A 22,241-nucleotide genomic window follows, 5' to 3' on the forward strand; every position below is an offset into this window, starting at 1 on the left:
GCCGGGGGAGCGGTGCGCGCCGCAGAGGGGATTCGGCGATGGCTGTGCGCTTTGCCGTGCTGGGCGATGTCCGGGTGGAGTCCGGGACGAGTCCGGTCGTGATCAGACAACGTCAGCAGCAGAGCGTGCTCGCGGCTCTGCTCGTGGACGTCAACAAGCTCGTGTCGTTGGAGGCGTTGACCGACCGGGTGTGGGGCGCGCACTTGCCACGACGGCCGAGAGAAGCCCTCTACAGCCACGTTTCCCGCCTGCGCGCCCTGTTGTCGGCGTGCCCCGGCACGTCCATCGACGGGCGGTCGGGCGGTTACGTGCTGACCGCCGACCAGGACGGGGTCGACCTGCACGAGTTCCGGCGGCTGGTGGCCGAGGCCGGCCGCGCCCAGGACGACCACCGGGCGATGGCGCTGCTCACCGACGCGCTCGCGCGGTGGACCGGCGAGGCGTTCGCCGACCTGGACACCCCGTGGTTCACCGCCACGCGTGAGGTGCTGGCCCGGGAACGGCTCGACGCGCAGTTGGAGCTCAACGACATCAGGTTGCGCCACGGCGGGCACGCCGCGTCGATCGCCGGGCTCGGTGAACTGGCCGCGGCGCACCCGCTGGACGAGCGCATCGCCGGCCAGCTGGTCCTCGCGCTCTACCAGAGCGGGCGGCAGCAGGACGCGCTGCGGTGCTACGACCGGATCCGCCGGGGGCTGGCCGAGGAGCTCGGCGTCGACCCCGGCCCGGCGCTGCGGGAGCTGCACCGGGGCATCCTGACCGCGAGCACGTCGCTGGCCACGCCCGCGCGGCCGGAGCGCCCGCGCTCCCCGGTGCCCCGGCAACTGCCCGCCGCGCCGCGCGCGTTCACCGCGCGGGAGGGCGAGCTGGCCGTGATGACCGCCGTCGCGGACCGGGCGGCGACCGTCGTGGTGTCGGCGCTGTCGGGCATCGGCGGCATCGGCAAGACGTGGCTGTCGCTGCACTGGGCGTACCGGCACCTCGACCGGTTCCCCGACGGCCAGCTGTTCGTCAACCTGCGCGGGTTCGACCCGGCGGACCGGCCGCTGCCCGCGCCGGTGGCGCTGCGGGGCTTCCTGGACGCGCTCGGCGTCGTGCCCGAGGCGATCCCGCACGACCTCGACACCCAGGCCGCGCTCTACCGGAGCCTGGTGGCCGACAAGCGGATGCTGATCGTGCTCGACAACGCCGTGGACACCGCCCAGGTCGTGCCGCTGCTGCCCGGCGGCGACACCTGCACGGTCGTGGTCACCAGCCGCAACCGCCTGGCGGGCCTGGTCACCGCGCACGGCGCGCACCCGTTGCGGCTGGACGCCCTCCCGGCCGCCGACGCGCGGGACCTGCTGGTGGCCCGGCTCGGCGCGGACCGGGTGGCCGCGGAGCCGGCCGCCGTGGACGACCTGGTGGCCCGGTGCGCCGGGCTGCCGCTCGCGCTCGGCATCGTGGCCGGCTGCGCCCAGCAGGACCCGGACCTGCCGCTGGCGGGCATCGCGGCCGACCTGCGCGACGCCGCCCGGCTGCTCGGCGGCCTCGACGAGGACGACGCGGCGGCCAGCGTCCGGGCCGTGCTGTCCTGGTCGACCACCGCGCTGACCGAGGCCGAGGCGCGGACGTTCACGCTGCTCGGCACCGCACCGGAGGTGGACATCAGCCTGGCCGCGGTGGCCCGCCTGACCGACCGGGGCACCGAGGAGACCGCCGCGGCGCTGCGGGCGCTGGAACGGGTGTCGCTGGTCCACCAGGGCCGCGCCGGCCGCTACCACCTGCACGACCTGGTCCGCCTCTACGCCGCCGAGCAGCCGCTGCCCGAGGGGGAGCGGCGCGCCGCGCTGGTCCGGCTGGTCGACCACTACACCGACACCGCGCACACCACCTCGGACGCGGCCTTCCCCTCCCGCCAGGCGTGCCTGTTCGGCACCGCGAGCCCCGAGCCGCCACCCGACCACGCCGGCGCGTGGGAGTGGTACCAGGCCGAGCGGACCAACCTGGTGGTGATCGAGCGGGCGGCGACCGCGCAGGGCCTGGTCGACCGGGTGTGGCACCTGGCCTGGCACCTGGTCGCCTTCCGGACCAACCAGGGCGCGCTCCAGGAGAACCTCGCGGCCTGGCAGAACGCCCTGACCTGCGCCGAGCGCCTCGGTCGGGCGGACGTGACGTTCCACTCGCTCCTGCTGCTCGGCCACGCCCACGCCATCCTGGGCGGCTACCGGGAGGGGCTGCACCACGTGCGGCGGGCGGCGGAGGTGGTGGACCGGACCGGGAACCCCGTCGACCGGGTCCGGCTGGAGATCGGCTTGTCGACCGTGCTGGCGCGCAGCGGCGACCTGCGCACGGCCCTGGTGCACGCCCGGCGCGCGCACGCGCTGTTCGAGGGCGTGGACGACCCGGGCCTGGAGTCGAACGTGCTGGGCATGGTCGGCTCGCTGGCGGGCCTGCTCGGCGACCACGAGGAGGGCCGCGCCGCCCTGGAGCGGTCGCTGGAGCTGGACCGGCGGTTCGGCGACCGGTACGGCCAGGCCGGTTCGCTGCGCTGGCTGGCCGAGGTCGAGCGCAAGGCGGGCCGGCTGGAGCGGGCGCGGGACCGCTACCGGGCCGCCGCCGAGACGAGCCGGGCCGCGAACTACGCCTACAACGAGGCCACCGTCCTGGTCCTGCTCGGCGAGGTGCACCTCGAACTGGGCGAGCGCGCCGAAGCCCGCGCGGTGTGGGAACTCGCGCTGGACCTGCTGCGCGGCCAGCACCGCACCTCGGACGTCGACCGGTTGTGCCGGCGGCTGCACGACCTCGGGTGGGCGGCCCGTCAGGCGGGTGTCGGCAGCGCGGCGACGCCCGGCCCGTCGAGGGCGGCCGGTGCCGTCGGCCGCCCGTAGACGCCCAGGAGCAGCGCCGGCGCGGTCCCGGCCACCTCCGGGCCGTCGCCGATGGACAGGTCGGTGTCGGTCGCGGTGAGCCGGACGCGGGCCACCAGCTCCTTCGCGCCGCCGAAGGACGCCGGGGTGCTCGTCAGGTAGCGCAGCGCCTCGACCACGGCCTCGGTCGGGTAGTCGCGGGTGAGGCCGAGGGGACGGCGGATGTCCTCGCCGTGCACGACCTCCTCCACGAGCCGGCTGCCCAGGGGCGCGGGCGGCGTCGACGTCCGGGTGGCCACCACGCGCAGCCGCGCCAGCGTCTCCCGCGCGGTGGCACCGCGTTCCCGGGTCACGCCGCGCGCGTTCTGGCGGTCGAAGTCGAACCGGGCGGCGACCAGGCCGACCACGAACCCGAGGCGCGTCGTCCGCGCGGTGTCGACCAGGTGGGCGACCACGTCGTGCACCGTCCACCCGGCGCACAGCGACGGCGTCTCCCACGCGCTGTCGTCCAGGGGCGCGAGGTCCTCGATCAGGGCCGCCCGCTCCACGTGCACCATCGACCAGATCTCGTCCTTCACGGTTGCTCCTCCGCTCGACCGCAGTGTGTCGTCGGGTGGGACTGCCGGCACAGCGCGAACTCGTCGCACAGTGACCGGGATCACTCTCGATGGCCGGTGGTCCGGCCGCTGCCCTGGTCGGACGTCCCGCACGATGAGCACCACTACGGCAGAAGAGTGCGTCGCGGGACGTGCGGACGGCGGTAACGCGGTGCGTCCGGACGGTGCCGGAAAGTTTTCGGCACGGGCTGTCGATCCGCCGGCCCGTCGTTCGACGCACTGGTGAGAAGCAGGAAAGACCGACCTAGGAGCACCCGATGCGCACCCTGATCGCCACCGCGTTCGTCTCGCTCGACGGCGTTGTCGAGGGACCCGGCGGGGAGCCGGGCTACCGCAACAGCGGCTGGACCTTCCAGGACATCGAGTTCGACCCGGCCGTCTACGAGCTCAAGGGCCGCGAGCAGGGCGAAGCCGCGGCGATGCTGCTCGGCCGGGTCAGCTACCAGGCGTTCGCGCCGGTGTGGCCGGGCATGACCGAGGACTTCCCCGAGTACAACGCGATGCCCAAGTACGTCGTGTCGACCACGCTGCGCGACGAGGACCTGGTGACCAACTGGGGGGAGACCACCATCCTGCGCTCGCTGGACGACGTCGCGGCGCTCAAGGAGGGCGAGGGCGGCCCGATCAGCGTGCACGGCAGCGCCACGCTCAACCGCAACCTCTCCGACGCGGGCCTGATCGACCGCTACCACCTGCTGGTCTTCCCGGTCCTGCTCGGCGCGGGCAAGCGGCTGTTCAGCGAGACCGACAAGGACCGGCAGAGCCTCAAGCTCGTGGAGAGCGAGTCCTACTCCAACGGCGTCCAGAAGCTCATCTACGACGTCGTGCGCTGATCCCGGCGCAGCAGTCGTTCCCGACGCGGAGGTCGGCCTGGCGCGGTCGGCTTGGCGCGGTCGGCTTGGCGCGGAGGTCGACGTGGTGCATCGAGGCCGTGCGCTGAGGCCGGGCGCTGAGGCCGGGCGCGAGGGGCGGCGTCGTGCGCGCCGACCTCGGAGCGGGACCGGATCCGGCCGGGTGATCGAGCGGCCGGCGCCGTCGAGGTGTGAACGTACCGGTCCTTTCGGACGGGTCCCGCGCTCTGTCGCCCGGCCGACGCCCTGCGCCAGACTGGTCGGTACCGCCGCTGTCGTCCTTGCGCTCGCGTTCCCGCCCGGTACGCGAGTCCCCTGCGAAGGAGACCTGCGATGGAACCACCTCCCGACGCGCCCGCCCGCGTGCGCCGTCGTCACCGGAAGTCCCTGGTCGGGCTCGGCGTGGTCGTCCTGCTGGCCGTCACGGGCGCGCCGGCCGCCGGAGCACCTGCCGCGTCCGCCGTGCCGCCGTCCGCCGCCGCCGTCGAGGAGCGCGTCTTCGTCGAGTCGACGGTGGACAGCGACCACGACGGCCGGCCCGACCGCATCGCGCTCGACATCGCCCGCCCCGCCGGGACCGGCCGCTACCCGGTCGTGTTCGAGCACAGCCCGTACCGGACGGGGCTGGGCTCGCCGCCGATGTACCAGGTGAACGTCGACCGGCTGCCGCAGGAGGGGCTGTTCGGCGCGGCGGCCGGCGGGCGCGGTGCCGTGCGGGTGGCGTCGCCGAACCTGCCCGGCTGGCTGGACGACTACTTCGTGCCGCGCGGCTACGCGGTCGTGCTCGGGCACAGCATCGGCACCGGCGCGTCCGAGGGCTGCCCGACCAGCGGCGACCAGCAGGAGGCGCTGGCCGGCAAGGCGGTCGTGGACTGGCTCAACGGCCGGGCGCGCGGGACCGACAGCGCCGGCCGGGCGGTCACCGCGTCGTGGAGCAGCGGGAGCGTCGGCATGACCGGCATCTCCTACAACGGCACCCTGCCGAACATGGTCGCGACCACCGGCGTGGCGGGGCTGAAGACGATCGTGCCGATCGCCGCGCAGTCGAGCTGGTACGACTACTACCGCGCCAACGGGCTCGTCGTCGCGCCGGGCGGGTACCAGGGCGAGGACGCCGACGTGCTGGCCAAGGCGGTGGTCACCCGCAGCGGGTGCGCGGACGAGATCGCCGCGCTCACCCAGCGCCAGGACCGCGTCTCCGGCGACTACAACGCGTTCTGGGACGAGCGCAACTACACCCGTCAGGCCGGGCAGGTGAAGGCGAGCGTGTTCGTCATGCACGGCCAAGGCGACTGGAACGTCAAGGGGTCGCAGTACTCCCAGTGGTGGGAAGCGTTGCGCCGCAACAACGTTCCGCGCAAGATCTGGCTGCACCGGGGTGGCCACGCCGCACCGTCCCGATCGGACTACCAGGCCACGCTGCTGCGCTGGTTCGACTACTGGCTCAAGGGCACCGACAACGGCATCATGCGCGAGCCCGCCGCCGAGGTCGAGCAGACCACCGGCTGGCGCAAGCTCGCCGACTGGCCCGACCCCGCCGCCCGGCCCACCACCCTGCACCTCGCCGCGACCTCCGCCACCGCACCCGGCCGCCTCGCCCCGGCGGCGGGAACCGGTGTGCCGCAGTCGTTCGAGGACCAGGGCCGCACCCGAACCGCGGCGCAACTGGCGGCCCGCCCCGACACCGCCGACCCGAACCGGCTGGTCTACCGCTCGGACCCGCTGACCGCCGCGTCCCGCCTGTCCGGGGTCGCGACGGTCGCGTTGCGGGTGGCGGTGGAGAACCGGGACGACGCCAACGTGACCGCGCTGCTGGTCGACTACGGCCCGGTCGGCAGCACGGCCGCGCCGGTGGTCGTGACCCGGGGGTGGATCGACCCGCAGAACCGCGATTCGGCGTCCACGGGCGCGAAGGTGGTGCGCGGGCAGGAGTACGACCTGCGCTTCTCCCTGGAGCCCAAGGACCACGTGTTCGCGGCGGGCCGCCGGATCGGCCTGGTGGTCGTGTCGACCGACTACGACTACACCCTCCGCCCGGCGGCGGGCACGAAGCTGCGCGTGGCCCCAGGCAGCTCCGTGACGATCCCGCTGGCCCCCTGACCCGACAAGCCGCTCCGAACCGTCCTACCGGGACCGTTCGGAGCGGCGTCACGGGCCCGCCGCCGAACGTGTCCGCGGCGGAACGGGTTCCGTTTGGTCCACCGCCTTGCCCCACTGGGGTGACGGGCCGACGCACGCCGGGCCGACGCACGCCGGGCCGACGCACGCCGGGCTGACGCACGCCGGGCCGACGCACGCCGGGCGGGCTGCGGTCGGCGTGACGAGGGTCGCGTGCGGGTCGGTAACGGTGACCGATTGGTTCGGACCAACTGCGGGCGGCGACGAAAGTCGGTGTCTACGCACGTCCGGGCGGTGTCCGTCCGCGCAAACTTGTTCCTGCCCCGGGATCGTCATCCGCTGTTTGATGAGCGTTCCTCAACTGGCAGGGGTCGCTTGCGAGCGTCTGCGGGCACCACCCCGGACCAAAGGAGCACTCCGCAGCATGTCTTCTCAGCAGCCGAAACGCGGTGTGCGCAGACCCTCGCGCACCGTACTGGCCGCCGCCGTCGTCGGGTCCTTCGTGGCGGGCGCGCTCGCCTTCGCCGTGCCGGCGTCGGCCGAAACGGCGAACGTCAGCCGGGTGATCCTGACCCCGACCGCGACACCCAACGACTCGCAGAACTTCACCTGGCGCAGCACCGACGCCGGCGGCGGGACCGTCCAGCTCCGCCCGGCGGGCGGTGACGCGGTCACCATCGCGGCGCACGCCGTGGACACCAGCAACCTCGCCGGTGTCGACTACACCCACTACTCGGCCACCGCGACCGGCCTGTCCGCGGACACCGCGTACGAGTACCGCGTCGGCACCGGTGACGAGTGGAGCCGGTGGCGGGCGTTCCGCTCCGCGGCCAAGGGCGCGAAGCCGTTCGAGTTCTTCTACTACGGCGACGCCCAGATCGGCCTGGACTCCACCTGGCCGGCCGTCGTCGCGGCCGCGAACGCCAAGTCGCCGAACGCGGCGGGCAGCGTGCACGCGGGCGACCTGATCGACAGCAGCACCCAGGTCCAGTGGACGAGCTGGTTCAAGGGCATGGGCGAGAGCGCCGCCACGACCCAGGTGCTCGCCGCGCCCGGCAACCACGAGTACAGCGGTGACAGTGCGCTGCGCAACTGGAAGATGAACTTCGAGTACCCGGCCAACCACCCGAACCTGACCACGATCGGCGCGCTCGCCGACCGGGCCAAGGGTGACACCGACGCCGCCCGCCAGACCGCGGCGTACTTCGCGCACTGGGACAACGTCGCCAAGGAGACGGTGTACTTCAGCGACTTCCAGGACGTCCGCTTCATCACGCTCAACGCCACCCAGAACCTCGGCTACCTGCGCCCGGCGACCCTGCCGACGTGCGCGGTGGACTGCCCGGACGCCGCGTCGCTGTGGGTCCAGTTCCAGGCCGCGTGGTTGGACCACATCCTGGCGAACAACCCGAACAAGTGGTCCGTGGTGACCTTCCACCAGCCGGTCTACAGCACCTCGACGGGCCGTGACGAGCCGATCCTGCGCGCCAACTGGGTGCCGGTGTTCGAGAAGCACAACATCGACCTGGTGCTGATGGGCCACGACCACACCTACGCCCGCGGCTTCAAGAACAGCGACGCGAGCGGCACCCCGGGCATCACCAACGGCCCGGTGTACGCGGTCAGCAACTCCGGCGCGAAGCACTACACGCTGGCTCCGGTCGACAACAACGTCTGGACCCAGAACGGCGCGACCCAGGTCCGCCGCGGCCAGGGCATCACCACCTACCAGGTGATCTCGGTCAACGGCGACACCGTCACCTACCGGTCGTACGTGGCGGAGAAGATCGCCTCCTCGCCCGAGCCGGAGAAGGTCGGCGACCTGTACGACACCTTCACCATCACCAAGCGCGGCGGCGTCAAGCACGTCACCGAGGCCGGCATCGAGCCGCCCGTGGCCGACGGTGAGCAGCGCTTCAAGGTGACCGTGCCCGAGCGCGCCCCGGGCGAGCTGGTGTGGAGCATCGACGGCGGCAACGGCGTGGTCGACCTCGGCACCGCCAAGGAGTCCGGCGACCACTTCGCCGCCACCGGCTCGCTCAACCCGGTGCGGGTGACCGACACCCGGATCGACGGCCCGCAGTGGTCGCTGTCCGGCCAGGTCGGCGACTTCACCTCGGCCGGTCAGACGTTCAGCGGCAAGTACCTGGGCTGGACGCCGTTCCTCGGCGGCAACGACGGCGGCGCCGTCCCCGGTGCGGAGGTCGCCTCCGGCTTCCTGGCCGGCAACGGCCTGTCCCAGTCGGCCACCCTGGGCAGCGCCCCGGTGGGCCACGCGGGCGGGTCCGCGGTCCTGCGGGCGGGTCTGGACCTGAAGCTGCCGGTGACGGTGGCCGACGGCACCTACCGCGCGACCCTCACCCTGACCGCCCTGGGCTGAGCCGGCCCCGGTGGGGCGGCGCACCGCGCGCCGCCCCACCGGCTTTTTTCGTTGGGAGAACGAGAATGTCCCGCACCCTCCGCCCGCTGCTCGTCCTGGTCACCGCCGCGTTCGCCTGGGTCTCGCTGCTCTGGGCCGCGCCCGGTGCCGCGCTGGCACAGGACCCGGTGACCTGGGGGGTGCGTCCCGCGGCCTCCGCCGACCACGGCGACAACCGCCCCAACTACAGCTACGCGGCCGAGCCGGGCAGCACCGTCCGCGACGCCCTGACCATCGCCAACCACGGCGACCGGCCGATCACCCTGCTGGTCTACGCCGCCGACGGCTTCACCACGGCGGGCGGACAGCTCGACCTGCGCCCCCGCGGCGAGCAGTCGACCGGCCTGGGCGCGTGGGTGAGCGCGGCGCAGTCGCAGGTCGAGGTCCCGGCCAAGTCGGCCGTGGACGTGCCGTTCACCATCGCGGTGCCCGCCGACGCCGGCCCCGGCGACCACAGCGGCGGCATCGTCACCTCGCTGGCCGTGCCCGAGCAGTCCGGCGGCGTGAACGTGGACCGCCGGCTGGGCACCCGCATCCACCTCCGGGTCGCGGGCGAGGCCGCGCCGGCCCTGGCGATCAGCGACCTGGCCGTGGACTACCGGGGCACGGTGAACCCGCTCGGCCTGGGCTCGGCGACCGTCGGCTTCCGGGTGACCAACACCGGCAACCTGCGGATGAGCGCCGAGCAGGCGGTCTCGGTCGAAGGACTTTTCGGGCTGGGCGGCCAGGAGCGTGCGCTCACCGTGCCGGAACTGCTGCCGGGTGCCCACTTGGACTTCACCGTGGAACTGGCCGACGTGCCACCGCTGGTCCGGCTGGACGCCGAGGTCCGGCTCACCCCGAAGGTCGAGGGCGTCGACGCCGGCGGCCAGTCCGGTGACGTGACGGCAGCCGCCGGCGCGTGGGCCGTGCCGTGGAGCGCGCTGGTCTTGTTGGTAGTGGTGGTGGGCCTGGTCGTGCTGCTGCGCCTGCGAGCACGCAGGCGTCGGGTGGCCACCGACCGCCGCATCGCCGAAGCGGTGCGGGAAGCGCTCGACAACGACCGGACCCCGGCCGACCACTGACCCCCGGCGGTACGCCCGAACGACGTTCGCCGACCGCCCACGCCGATCGCCGGCCGCGTCGATCGCCGGCCGACGTGGTGCCGGCACCGGGTGGTGGTGTTCCGCGCCGGTCGACGGGGTAGCCGGGAGCGGACACTTCGGACGTGGGAGGACGAGCATGGAACCGTTTGCCTTCACCCCGTGGGCGTGGCGCGATCCCGCCTGGATGGCCGTCGCGTTCGACCGGTCCCCCGCGGACTCGGACGACGAGCAGCCGGAGGCGGAGCTCGCCGGGTACCACGTGGAAGCCACCGACGGCGGCATCGGCAAGGTCGACGGGGCCACCGCCGGAGTCCCGGACGGGTGCCTGCTGATCGACACCGGACCGTGGATCTTCGGCCGCACGGTCGTGCTGCCGGTGGGGATCGTGCGGCGGGTCGACCACGACGAGCGCACGATCCACGTCGACCGCACCAAGGAGCAGATCAAGGCCGCCCCGGAGTACGACCCGGCCGGGCCGGACCACGCCGAGTTCCGCACCCGCACCGACGCCTACTACGCGGAGAGCTACCGACTGCTGCCGCCGATGCTCTAGCGGCCGCGCGGCGGGAGTCCCGTGTGGACGGTCGCATCACCGCGCTCTCCGGCCGCGTCGAGACGGGGTGGTCGGGGTGGTCGGCGGCTACTCCGGCGCGGGTGTGGTCTGCCGGCCGACGCGCCAGGTGGCGCTGCGCTCGTGGTGGGCGCGGAACTCGGCGAAGCGGCCTCCCCGCGCGGTGAGCTCGGCGATGGTGCCCTGCTCGACCACGGCACCGTCCTCCAGGTACAGCACGTGGTCGGCGGTGCGGATGGCGTTGAGGCGGTGGGCGACGATCAGGCGGGTGCGGGGGTGGGCGTCGTCGGCGAGGGTCGCGGTGATCGCGGCCTCGTTCTCGGTGTCCAGCGCGCTGGTGGCCTCGTCGACGAGCAGGACGGGGGCCGGGCTGAGCAGGGCGCGGGCGATGGTGACGCGTTGGCGCTCGCCGCCGGACAGCGCCGTCCCGGCTTCGCCGACCTGGGCGGCACCGTCCGCGATCCGGTCGACGCGGGCCAGCGCGGCGGCGCGGTCCACGGCCGCCTCGTCGGCGGTCGGGTCGCCCGCCCGGATGTTGTCCCGGATGCCGCCGGTGAACAGGTAGGGGTGCTGGAAGACCATGCTGCACAGGCGTCGGCGCTCGGCCGGCGGCAGGGCGGTGGTGTCCACGCCGCCGATGAGGATCCGGCCGCTGTCGGGTTGGTGCAGGCCCGCCAGCAGGGCGAGCACCGTGCTCTTGCCCGAACCGGACGGGCCGACGATCGCGGTGGTGGTGCCGGGCCCGACGGTGAACGACAGGCCGTCCACGACGGGCGTCCCGCCGTAGCCGAAGGTGACCCCGCGGAACTCGATGCCGGGCGGGACGTCGACCTCGATCGGTTGTCCCGCTTCGGGTTCGGCGTCGGCGGTGCGGACGGCGCGGATGTCGTCCAGGCTGCCCCGGACGGTCTCCAACGCCGGGGCCAGTTCGGCGAGCGTGGTGAACGGCTCCAGGAACCGCACCGCCACCACGACCAGCGCCACCGCCTCCGGGCCGGGCAGGTCGCCGCGCACCGCGAGCACGGCGACCGTCCCGGCCAGCAGGAGCAGCCCGATCTGGGCGGCCACGCCGAACAGCAGTTGGCCGGGCACCTGGAGCAGCAGCAGCCGCAGGGTGGTGCCGCGCTGCGCGGTGACGGCCGCACCCGCCGCGCTGCGCGCCGGGTCGACGCGGCGGGCCGCGCGCAACGCCTGCTGGGTGCGGGCGAACTCCAGCACGCGTTCGGTCACCGCGCTGTGGGCGCGGGCGTCCGCGGCGTCGGCGGCCCGGCTGACGCGGTTGCCCGCCCACAGCGCGAACAGCAGCGCCGGCACCGCGAGCGCGGCGGCCACGCCCACCGGCCACGCGACGACCAGCAACCCGAGCGCGAGCACGACGGGCAGCAGCACGGCGCTGAGCAGCGGCGTGAGCAGGTTGACGACCAGGCCGACGAGTTCCGGCCCGCCCGCCGCGACGGCCCGCCGGGCGGTCGCGGTGCGCTCCCCGGTGAACCAGCCGAGCGGGACGCGGGTGAGCCGCTCGGCGGTGTCCCGGTGGGTCCGGCCGAGCAGGGCGAAGCCGATCGTGAAACCGAGCCGGGCCAGCGCCGCGTCCACCGCCCAGGCGAGCGCGGTGACCGCGGTGAGCGCGCCCAGCCAGCCGTACGCGTCGGCCGGGGTGGCCGAGAACAGCGCCGACACCAGCGGGACCAGCAGCAGGCAGCTCGTCGCGCGCAGGACCGTCGAGCCGACCGCGAGCACGGCGTACCGGGTCGCCTTGCCGCGGTCCTCGGCCGGGATCAGGCCGATCAGGGTGCTGATCATCGGGTGGCCTCCGCTCGGGCGGGCGCTCGGTGGCTGTCCCACAGCGCCCGGTAACGGCCGGCGGCGGCGTGCAGGTCGGCGTGCGTGCCGGTCTCCACCACCCGCCCCCGGTCCAGGACGACGATCTGGTCCGCGTCGGTGACGGTGTGCAGGCGGTGCGCGATCACCAGCACCGTGCGGTCCCGGGTGAGCCTGCTCAGCGCCTGCTGGACGAGGTACTCCGACTCCGGGTCGGCGAACGCGGTGGCCTCGTCGAGGATCAGCACGGGCGTGTCGGCGAGCAGGGCGCGGGCGATGGTGAGCCGCTGGCGCTCGCCGCCGGACAGCGCGGCCTCCGGACCGATCACCGTGTCGTATCCCTCGGGCAGCCGGATGATCCGGTCGTGCACCAGGGCTTCCCGCGCGGCGCTCTCGACCTCGGCGTCCGTTGCGTCCGGGCGGGCCAGGGCGATGTTGTCGCGCACGGTGCCGCGGACGAGCTGCACGTCCTGGAAGACGAACCCGATCCGCCGGTACAGCTCGTCGGAGCCCAGCGCGGCGACGTCCCGCCCGCCGACCCGGATCGCGCCCGCGTCGACGTCGTGGAACCGGGCCAGCAGGCCCGCCAGCGTGGACTTCCCGGACCCGGACGGGCCGACCAGCGCGGTGACCGTGCCCGGCCGCAGGGTCAGCGTCACGTCGTGCACGACCGGCTTGCCCGGCCGGTAGCCGAAGGACACCCCGTCGAAGTGGACGGTCCCGGGTTCGGCGGCGCGCGGCGCGGACTCCCGCTCGACCAGCTCCGGCTCGCCCAGGGCCACCGCGATCCGCCGGGCGGCCAGCACGCCCGCCCGGACCCCGCCGAGCCCGTAGCCGATGCCGAGCAGCCGCGCGCCGAACGTCGTGCCCAGCAGCAGGAACGGCAGCAGGGTCACGGGGTCGAGCGCCCCGCCGACCACCATCGGCGTGCCGGCGGCGGCGATCAGCCACAGGAACGTCGTCGGCCGGGTCACCAGGTCGATGAACGTCTTCTTGCCGATGAACGGCCGCTGCCACTCCTCCAGGAACGCGGTGTACCCGGTCTGCGCGCGGCGGAACGACGACGCGGCCACGCCGAACACCCGGATCACCGGCTGCCCGTCGAGGTAGGCGGCGGACTCGGCGGTCATCCGCTCCGCCCAGCGCGCCGCCTCGGCGATCTTGGGCCCGCTCTGGAACATCATCGCGGCGAACGCGAGCAGGTACACCAGGACCGGCACCAGCAGCACCAGCGCGAGCCGCCAGTCGGTGGCGAACAGGTAGCCGAGCACGGCGACCGGCGCGACCACGGCGGCGACGGCGTCCGGGATGGCGTGCGTGACCAGGGAGTGCAGGGCCAGGGTGTCGTCCTGCACCAGGTTCTTGACCGACCCGGAACCGCGCCGGGTGAACCACCCCAGCGGCAGCCGGGTCAGCTTGCCGAGCAGCCCGTGGCGCACGTCCGCGCCGAAGCGGGCGTCCACGACGTGCAGCCACAGCATGAGCGCGCTGCCCAGCGCGGTGCCCGCCGCGAGCAGGACGAGGAACGCGATCCCGGTGCCCCGCAGGCGTTCCGCGTCCGCCCCGGCGAGCAGCAGCCGGGCCAGGTCGACCAGCACCACGAACGGCGCGAGCTGGACCAGCGTGATCACCGCCTGGAGCACGCCCGCCGCGATGATCGTCTTCTTGACCGGGGCGAACAGCTCCCCGGCGGCCTGCGACCGCCAGCGCCCGGCCTTCCTGGTGGTCGCGGCCTTGGTCGCCGCCGGCCCGGTGGTCGGCCCGGTGGTCGGCCCGGTGGTCGGCTCGGCGGTGGCGGACCCGGTGGCGGACGCGGTGGTAGATCCGGCGGCGGACCCGGTGGTAGGTCCGGTGGGGGACGGCGTGGGGTCGGGTGCCGGGGGATCGGGTTCGGCGGGTTCGGTGCGGCGCAACGACCCCATCGCCCGGCCGTGCGCCCAGTACGCCTGGGCGTGCAGGTCCGCCTTGGGGAAGCCGAACCCGTCCCGCAGCAGCTTGCGGACGTGCTTGAGGGTGCCGGTCTCGGTGGCGACCCAGGCGTGCCAGTCCGACCAGTCGCGGTCCTCGATGGCGGCGGCCAGCGACGTCTCGCCGCGCCGGGGCACGCGGTGCACGCGCAGCCCGGGGTGCTCGGCGAGCGGGATCAGCCCGTCCTCGTCGTGCTGCTGCTCCAGGTACAGCTCGACGTCGGCGTCGTCGGGCAGCACGCCGAGGATCCCGTTGACGGCCGGGACCGACGCCGGGTCGGCGACCAGCAGGTAGCCGGCGGGCGGCTGGTCGGGCAGCGCGAACCGGGACGAGCCGAACGAGGTGACGGCGACCGTCGCGCCGGGCTCGGCCGCGAGGACCCACGCCGTCGCCGGCCCGGCGGGCTCGTGCAGCACGACGTCGACCGCGAACTCGCCGGTCTCCCGGTCGGCCCGGACGATCGTGTAGGCGCGCTGGTGCTCCTTGTCCGAGCCGGTCGGGTCGGGGAACCAGAACCGCAGCCACTCGGTCGGCTCCGGCTTGAGCGCGTCGACCAGGTCGGGCGCGGACAGCCGCACCCGCACGAAGTTCGGCGCGATCCGGGACACCCCGACCACGGTCGCGACGTGGTCGCGCGCGCCGAACCCGCGCAGCACCGCGCCCTGGAACCCCCGTGCGGCCATCAGCGCTCTCCTGTCGACAGGCCCAGCGCGGTGGTGATCTCGGCGACCGAGCGGCCCGCGGGGGCGGTGGTGAGGATGCCGCCCAGGCACGCGGTGACGACCAGGCGGAAGTAGGCGTCGGTGCCGATGTCGGGCATCTCGGCGTGCGCTTCGGCGAGCAGCCCGCCGGTCCCGAGCAGCCGCCGCGACTCGGCGAGCCGGCGCTCGAACCCGGGCGTCGCCGCGATGCCCTGGCGTTGCCGCTCCTCGGCGGCGGCGAGGCTGATCGCCAGCAGCGCGACCGTGCCGCAGACCACCGACGCCGCGTCGGGCCGGTAGCCGCGCCGGACCAGCGCGGCGATCCCGCCCTCCAGCAGCGCCGCGCCGGAGGGGCCGCGCGGGAACAGGACGTGCAGATAGGTGGACAGACCCGGGTGGTCGAGCACGAAGTCCCGCAGCTGCACGGCGAAGGACACCAGGTGCCCGGCCACGTCGTGCGCGGGGTCGTCCACGACCCGCAGCCCGGCCAGCACCGCCTCGCCGACCAGCGTCTCCAGCCCGAACCGGCCGTCGACGTGCCGGTAGAGCGCCGTGGGCGTCACCCCGAGCGCGGTCGCGACGGCCTGCACGGTGAGGTCGGCCAGCCCGATCTCCCGGCCGGCCCGCTCGATGTCGGCCAGGCCGATCCGCGCGGGCCGGCCGCCGACCCGTCCCCGTGCCGCCATGCCGAGCCTCCAGGTTAGGGCACCCTTTGTTGAGGCCGTAACTTAGCTCTGGGCAGCACTGTTGTCCAGGGCCGGCCAGCGGGGCCGTCCGAGGCACGCCGACCCGGCGGGGTCGCCGCGCCCGGACCACGAGACCCGGCGGGTTGGGCGTCAACCGGCGGGCGGCGCCGCCGGCTCCCGTTCCCGCGCGGCGGGCTTGGTCCGCGACACGGCGACACCGACCAGGCACAGCGCGCCGCCCAGCACGGCCACCGGGCCGGGCACCTCGTCCAGCAGCAGCCACGACAGCAGCACCACGATCGCGGGCACCGCGTACGTCGTCGCCCCGAGCTTCCCCGTCGTGGTGCGGGACAACGCGTACGCCCACGTGTAGAACGCCAGCGCGGTCGGCAGCAGACCCAGGTACACCACGGAAATCGTCGCCGACGCCGGCGCGGCCACCACGTCGTCCACGAGCCGCCCGGCGAACGGCAGGCACGCCACCGCGCCGATCGCGCACCCGAAAGTGGTGGCCTGCAACGCCGACGCGTGCGCGAGAGCGGGTTTCTGCACCACCACGCCCACCGCGTACCCGGCGGCGGCGAGCAGGCACAGCAACACCCCGGACGTCGTCGAAGACCCGTGACCGCCCGCCAGACCGGCCGCCACCGCTCCCGTGAACGCGATCGCCAGCCCCGCGACGAGCCGCGCCGGCAGGCCCTCCTTCAGCACGACACCGGCCAGGATCGCGGCCAGCACCGGGCCGACGCCGACGACCACCGCGGCGGTACCCGCGTCGGCATGCCGCTCGCCCCAGTTCAACGCCACCGTGTAGAGCGCGAACCAGAACACGCCCGACCCGGCGATTCCCGGCCACGCAGCGCGCGGCGGAGCCGTCACCCCCTTCACGACGGCCACCGCGCCCAACGCGAGCGCGCCGACGAGCAACCGGCCGAGTGCCAGGGAGCCGGGTTCGTAGTGCGCCCCGGCGTAGCGGATGCCGACGAAAGCCGACGCCCACAACACCATCGTGACCACGACGGCCGCCAGGGTTTTCCAGTCCACTTCGGACCGACGGGTCACCGCGCGGCCAGCGCCCGGACCTCGCGCCGCCGCAGCTTGCCGCTGGGCGTGCGGGGCAGCGCGGTCACGAACACCACGTCCTCCGGGACCTTGTACCAGGTCAGCTTCTCCTTGGCGGTGTCGAGGAGTTCCGCGCCCACCCGCTCCGCCACACCGTCCGGTGCCCTGTTCTCGCGGGCCGACTCGGTGAGGGCGACGTAAGCCCGCAACGTCGTCACACCGTTGCCCCGCCGGACCGAGCACACCCCCGCCTCCTGCACGTCGGGGTGCCGCATCAGCAGGTCCTCGATCTCGGTGGGGTGGACGTTCTGCCCGCCGACGATCTCCACGTCGTCCAGCCGGCCGTGCAGCCGCACGTACCCGTCCACGTCGGCGGTCGCGGCGTCACCGGTGGCGTACCAGCCGTCCGCGCGCGAGAACTCGTCGCCGCCGTGCAGCACGCCGGGCGTGATCGACGGTCCGGCCACCTCCAGCCGGCCCTCCACGCCGGGCGGCGTCTCGACGCCTTGCTCGTCCACGATCCTGATCCGGTACGGCGGCAGCACGCGGCCGACCGTGCCGGGGCGTTGCGCGCCGGGGGCGTTGGAGATGGCGGCGTGCCCGATCTCGGTACTGCCGAACACGTTGAGCAGCCGGTCGCCGAGCAGCTCGCGCACCCGCGCCTCCACCGCCTCCGACAGCACCTCGCCGCCGACCATGGCCAACCGCAGCCCGGTCAGCTTCGCGTGGTCGGGGTGCCCGAGCAGCCGGGCGTAGAAGCTGGGCTGGCCGTAGAAGAGCGTGACCCCGTGGCGCTGCACCAGGTGCAGCGCGCTGTCCTCGGTGGCCCGTTCGCGGGACAGCACGACCGACCCGCCCCGGTGCAGCGGGACGAGCAGCGAGTTCGCCAGGCCGAACGCGAAGTACATGCGGGACACCGAGAACGTGACGTCCGCCGGGGTGACGCCGAGGACCTCGCCGATGCCCTGCTCGTACACCCCGGGGTCGCCGTGCGTGTGGAAGCACAGCTTCGGTTCGCCGGTCGTGCCGGAGGTGAACACCGCATACGCCGGGGTGTCCGCCGTGACGTCCGCGACCGCCGCTCCATCGCGCGCGGCACGCAACTGCGCCGGATCGACCACCGCGTCGAACAGCGCGGCCAGGTCGGCTTCGGCGACGATGACATGCGGTTGCGCGGTCCGCACCGCCCGCACGATCTCGTCCGGGTGCAGCGCGCGGTTGACCGGCACGGCCACCGCGCCCAACCGCACCGCGCCCAGGAACGCCCACACCAGGTCGATGCCGTCGGGCAGCGCCAGCACCACCCGGCTGCCCGGCCCCGCACCACGCGCGCGTAACGCGGCGGCGAACCGCGCCGCACCCGTGTGGACGTCCTCGTAGGTGTACACGTCGTCGCCGACGCGGTAGGCGGGCAGGGGGTTCCAGCCGTTGTCGAGCGCCCGGAGCGCCAAGTACCCGGCCAGGTTCGCGGTCATCGGAAGGGTCTCCTCGAATTCGCCCAGCGGTCACGTCGATGTTGACCTACACCACCGCCGCGTCCGGGCTCAACACCTCCCGCACCGCCCCCGCTCCCACCCGCCGATCAGCCGGGTCGGGTCGCCGAACGTCACTACGGCCCGCGCCGCCGGCTCACGCGGGCTTGTCCAGGACCAGCGCGCTGTAGCGGCACGGGGTGACCAACGCGTCGAGGTGCGCGTCCATCAGCCGGACCAGGTGCCGCCAGTCGGCGTCGGTCAGCGCGCCGAGCGCCGGCCGGTAGAGGCGGGCGGCCCGACGTCCCGCCCGGGTGGCGAGCACCCGCCGCAGCGGCGGCACGAGCCGGCCGTAGTGGGCCAGGACGTGGGGCGTCCAGTCGTGGACGGCCCGCACGGTGAAACCGGTGTCCCGCGCGGCGGTCAGGTAGCGGTCCAGCGGCTCGAACTCCTCGAAGTGCCAGGTGGTGCGGACCAGGCGGTCCCGGTCGAGGGCGTCGATCGTGGTGGGGTCGCTGCCGCGCCAGGTGAAGTCGACCAGCACGAGCCTGCCTCCCGGGCGCAGCAAACGGTGCGCCGACGCCAGGAACGCCCGCCGGCCGTCCGCGCCGAAGTGGAACGCGGCCTCCAGGCAGTGCACGCGGTCGAAACCGCCGTCGGGCAGGTCGACGTCCCCGGCCCGCGCCGGCGGCGCGGTCACGTCGGCGACGGCGAACCGGGCTCCGGGCTGCCGCCCGAACCGGGCGCGGGCCTGCGCGACCTGCTCGGGCTGGATGTCGACGCCCACCGCCCGGCAGCCCCGCCGGGCCAGCCACGCCGTGGTGAGCCCGCGCCCGCAGCACGCGTCCAGCACCGCCTCGCCCGGCCGGGCGTCCAGCAGCGCGAGCGACCGGCGGACCAGGCGGCGTTGGAACCACCCCAGGCCGCCGAGCGCCAGCGGCAGGGTGGGCCAGGTCAGGTAGCCGACGTTGACCAGGTCGCCCCAGCCGACGTGACCGAGCACGCGGAAGAGCACGCTGTTGTCGTTGTAGGAGTCGGCGATGCCGTCCGAAGTCATGACCGGTCTTCCTCCTCGGTGTGCCGCATGGTGGCCCTGGTCCAGTGTGCGCCATGCGGTCCGGGCGGCCGGCCCCGGCCTTCTTCAGTCCACAGTGGACGATGGCTGGCCGCGTCGGCGGCTGACGACGTGCGGTGAACGGCTGATACCGCTGCGCCACCACCTCGCCGCCTCCGGCAGGCCCGACCGGCACGGCGGCGGGCGTGCCGCAGAGTGCGGGGGTGCGACGAATTCCCGAGGGTGCCGAACTGACCGTGCTGATGCGGTGCGCCGGCTACCGCTTCAACCGCAACGGCGTGGCCTGCGGACGACCCGGAGCGCCGACCGCCGAAGACCCTCGCCGAGGCCGCGCGCCTGGGCCGGCCGGTCGACGTCCGGCAGCCGGTGACCGCGCATGAGGTCGTCGCGCGGTCGGCGGCGACCGCCGCCCGGTCGACGCCGGGGGAGGTGGCCCGCGCGTTCGTGGACGGGGTCGGCGGCAGCGCGCCGCGCGGGCGGCAACTGCTGATCTCCTACGCGTGGGCCGCCCACCTGCCCTTGGACGCGGCCGACTGCCGGGGTAGGTGTTGCCCCGCACCGACAAGTGCCGGCGCTACGGCATCCTCGTGGGCCTGGCCGAGGCGGACGTGCTGCCCACCGCCGTGATCGCCCCGTCGCTGGACCGGTCCGTGCCCACGACGGAACGCCACGAGGCCGCCCGCCGGGTGCCCGGCGGCTCGCGGTCGGACGTCGTCCTACCACTGGCCGCGTGGCGAGGTGCCGACGGGCGTCCTCGGTCGCAGGTGGGCGCGGGGCACTGGAACAGCCTCTTGGCCTGGGCGATCGCGTTGTGCATCCCGACACCCAGGACCGTCACGTCCGGGGCCGGTTCCCGTCCGGCGCGGCGGAGAGGTGCGGGGCGCCCAACGCGAGGGGCGGTCGGTGGGGCGGAAGTGGTTGGCGGGACTGGGAAAAGCCGAAGATCCCGCTGATCGGGCTGGTGCCCGATCAGCGGGATCCGGTCTGGCTACGGCCTTTCCCGATACCTCCGCGACACCGTGCGCCGGACGGAGCCGGCGGCGTGGTGCCCGGAGAGTCGGACGGATCGACCCGGGTGGAGCGGCGGACGGACTATTGGGCTGGGGGGTTTCGATCCCACCCCCCGGAGTGGCAGGATCGGGGTACCCGATGCCGCCTCCGCGAATCGGGAGCCCGGTGTTGAGTCCGGGCTCCCCTTGCCTGTGGTGTCCGCTTGTCCCGGCACCCCGCGGGCAACCGTCCCTACTGGACGGGTTCGGCCGTGCTGAACGATGTTCAGCCGTTCGCTTCGCCGGTCAGGTTGGCGATGGCGACGCCGGGGGCCTCGCTGACGCCCACCACGCCGGCGCCGTCGCTGTCCTCGTTGCCGCCCGCGCCGTTGCCGTTGCCACCGGCGCAGCTGTTGTTGCCGGTCTGCTCGTTGATCACGGTGCTGGTGGTGGTGTCGCCGTTGTGGCCACCCAGCACGTTGATCTCCGGCAGGCCCACGTTGGGCTTGATGTCCTGCACGGCCGCCGCGACGGCGACGAGGCCGACCGCAACCGGGATCTGCGGCTTCGCCACGCTGACGCACTGCAGCGCGTTGGCCGCCGCACCGTCGGCGACGCTGACCTGGTCAACGCCGATCACGTTGTCCTTGTGCACGATCTCCCGAGCGCCGGGCGCGAAGTCATGACCCTCGACCTCACCGGCGGAGGCCATGCCGGTGCCACCAATCATGAACAGACTGGCGACCCCGGCAAACACGATACCGGCCTTCTTCAACACTGTAGGTTCTCCTTCGATTTCCCTGCGAATGCCCGACGAGGTCCGTGAAACGCTTCGGATGTCGAACGACGGGGACACTATCGGGATGTTCCGGCCCGAAATCGCCAGATAGCCGCATGGTGTACACAAGTCACCCAATCCAGTGAACATCGCCATTCGGACGGTAACCGTTTCGCTGGCCTTTGGTGGAACCGTCGTCGAATCGCCCTGACCAGCCCGGATCTCCGTTCGCGCCGGGTTCGCGCGGTGCCCGGCGGGGCGTGGCGGCGCCACCGGACCGGCGAGCGGTCCACGACGCCACTGCGGTCCGTATCCGCAGGTCCATCACCTGGGCGCGGTCGTGGACACCCCGGGGCCGCCGCGAGCCCGGACGGAAAGTGCCTGGTGGCGAAGTCGGGCTGGTTCTCCGGTGTCGGTGGCGACGGTGTCGGCGACCATCGTTTCACCCGAACGGGTTTCGGGTGACGAATCGCCCGGCCATCGTGACGGGCCGTCCGATCACCGCGCGAACAACGGACTGCGACGCCACGTCGAGGCGGGCGGCGAGCGCGTCGGCCGCCACCCGGTCGCCCGGCAGGGTCAGGCTCTCGTAGGCCAGGTCCAGCACGCCGGCCACCGGGTGCCGCCACGACCGGACCCCGGTCCCGTCGGGCACGGCGGTCGCGGCGGTGAAGCGCCGGCCGAACTCGTTCGGCGAGCCACCGGAACCCGGTGGTGCACGCGAGCACGTCACCCCCGCTGTCCACGACGTACGCCGGCGTCGGTTCCGGCCGGTCGAGCAGCGCCGGCACGGTGGGGCGCACCGGGCGCGGCGCGGCCATCGCCGAACACGTCGCGCCGCCCGCCTTCACCAGCCGGTGCACGTGCACGCGCTCGTGGGACGAGAGCCGCAGCGCGTCCGCCAGCGCGCCGACGACCTGCGCCGACGGGTGCCGGTCGCGGCCGCGCTCCAGCCGGGTCAGGTACTCCACGCTGATCCCGGCCAGCACCGCCGGCTCACCCCGGCGCAGCCCCGGCGTGCGCCGGCGGGTGCCGTCCGGCAGCCCGAACCCGGCCGGGGCGGCGGCCTCCCGCCGGGCGCGCAGGAACCTGCCCAGTGCGTTCTCGGCCATGTTCCGAGTCCAGGTCGCGCCGGGTGCGCAGAGGGGCCCTGCGGGGCCTCCCCACGGCGGGCCGGCC

Annotated in this window: 15 protein-coding genes; 6 read left to right on the forward strand and 9 right to left on the reverse strand. The window is 74.1% G+C overall.

Annotated features, from left to right (window positions below; genetic code table 11):
- Window positions 1–38: 38 nt before the first annotated feature.
- Window positions 39–2,870, forward strand: a complete 2,832-nt coding sequence (locus BN6_RS11040; RefSeq protein WP_158509372.1) for an AfsR/SARP family transcriptional regulator — start codon at window positions 39–41, stop codon at window positions 2,868–2,870.
- Here the strand turns inward: BN6_RS11040 and BN6_RS11045 are convergent.
- Window positions 2,801–3,427: a maleylpyruvate isomerase family mycothiol-dependent enzyme gene (locus tag BN6_RS11045; protein WP_015099702.1), complete on the reverse strand. Its 627-nt coding sequence runs from the start codon at window positions 3,425–3,427 to the stop codon at window positions 2,801–2,803. The two genes, BN6_RS11040 and BN6_RS11045, sit on opposite strands and share 70 nt — an antisense overlap.
- A 296-nt stretch (window positions 3,428–3,723) precedes the next feature.
- Here BN6_RS11045 and BN6_RS11050 point away from each other — a divergent pair, with 296 nt between their 5' ends.
- The 5 genes from BN6_RS11050 to BN6_RS11070 all read left to right on the forward strand — a co-directional run bounded on the left by BN6_RS11050 (window position 3,724) and on the right by BN6_RS11070 (window position 10,492).
- The gene (locus BN6_RS11050) at window positions 3,724–4,299 is read left to right on the forward strand and encodes a dihydrofolate reductase family protein (RefSeq protein WP_015099703.1); all 576 of its coding nucleotides are present in this window, start codon (window positions 3,724–3,726) and stop codon (window positions 4,297–4,299) included.
- A gap of 351 nt (window positions 4,300–4,650) precedes the next feature.
- The gene (locus BN6_RS11055; protein WP_015099704.1) at window positions 4,651–6,417 is read left to right on the forward strand and encodes a Xaa-Pro dipeptidyl-peptidase; all 1,767 of its coding nucleotides are present in this window, start codon (window positions 4,651–4,653) and stop codon (window positions 6,415–6,417) included.
- A 442-nt stretch (window positions 6,418–6,859) separates the two neighbouring features.
- Entirely contained in the window at window positions 6,860–8,815 is a 1,956-nt protein-coding gene (locus tag BN6_RS11060; protein WP_015099705.1) for a purple acid phosphatase family protein, read from the forward strand.
- A gap of 65 nt (window positions 8,816–8,880) precedes the next feature.
- The gene (locus BN6_RS11065) at window positions 8,881–9,918 is read left to right on the forward strand and encodes a WxL protein peptidoglycan domain-containing protein (protein ID WP_015099706.1); all 1,038 of its coding nucleotides are present in this window, start codon (window positions 8,881–8,883) and stop codon (window positions 9,916–9,918) included.
- Between the two features lie 157 nt (window positions 9,919–10,075).
- Entirely contained in the window at window positions 10,076–10,492 is a 417-nt protein-coding gene (locus BN6_RS11070) for a hypothetical protein (protein WP_015099707.1), read from the forward strand.
- 87 nt (window positions 10,493–10,579) lie between these two features.
- On the opposite strand, the gene BN6_RS11075 is transcribed toward BN6_RS11070, so the two are convergent.
- From BN6_RS11075 to BN6_RS50150, 8 genes are all read right to left on the reverse strand, one after another.
- Window positions 10,580–12,313, reverse strand: coding sequence for an ABC transporter ATP-binding protein (locus BN6_RS11075; RefSeq protein ID WP_015099708.1), 1,734 nt, complete (start codon window positions 12,311–12,313; stop codon window positions 10,580–10,582).
- Window positions 12,310–14,982 (reverse strand): ABC transporter ATP-binding protein/permease, encoded by a 2,673-nt coding sequence (locus BN6_RS49540; protein WP_015099709.1) that lies wholly within the window; start codon window positions 14,980–14,982, stop codon window positions 12,310–12,312. Before BN6_RS49540 ends, BN6_RS11075 begins: the two co-directional genes overlap by 4 nt.
- Window positions 14,982–15,686, reverse strand: a complete 705-nt coding sequence (locus tag BN6_RS11085; protein ID WP_015099710.1) for a TetR/AcrR family transcriptional regulator — start codon at window positions 15,684–15,686, stop codon at window positions 14,982–14,984. Before BN6_RS11085 ends, BN6_RS49540 begins: the two co-directional genes overlap by 1 nt.
- A 150-nt stretch (window positions 15,687–15,836) precedes the next feature.
- Entirely contained in the window at window positions 15,837–16,748 is a 912-nt protein-coding gene (locus BN6_RS11090; protein ID WP_015099711.1) for a DMT family transporter, read from the reverse strand.
- Window positions 16,745–18,223: a class I adenylate-forming enzyme family protein gene (locus BN6_RS11095; protein ID WP_015099712.1), complete on the reverse strand. Its 1,479-nt coding sequence runs from the start codon at window positions 18,221–18,223 to the stop codon at window positions 16,745–16,747. The genes BN6_RS11090 and BN6_RS11095 overlap by 4 nt, the downstream gene beginning before the upstream one ends.
- Before the next feature lie 154 nt (window positions 18,224–18,377).
- A complete protein-coding gene (locus BN6_RS41785; RefSeq protein WP_015099713.1) occupies window positions 18,378–19,277 on the reverse strand; it encodes an SAM-dependent methyltransferase in 900 nt (299 codons plus the stop codon).
- 1,293 nt (window positions 19,278–20,570) lie between these two features.
- Complete coding sequence (locus BN6_RS11110; protein WP_015099715.1) at window positions 20,571–21,062, reverse strand: hypothetical protein; 492 nt, start codon at window positions 21,060–21,062, stop codon at window positions 20,571–20,573.
- 77 nt (window positions 21,063–21,139) lie between these two features.
- A complete protein-coding gene (locus tag BN6_RS50150; RefSeq protein WP_084672628.1) occupies window positions 21,140–22,174 on the reverse strand; it encodes a helix-turn-helix domain-containing protein in 1,035 nt (344 codons plus the stop codon).
- Window positions 22,175–22,241 lie beyond the last annotated feature (67 nt).

Origin of the sequence: Saccharothrix espanaensis DSM 44229 (assembly GCF_000328705.1) — a bacterium.
GTDB lineage: Bacteria > Actinomycetota > Actinomycetes > Mycobacteriales > Pseudonocardiaceae > Actinosynnema > Actinosynnema espanaense.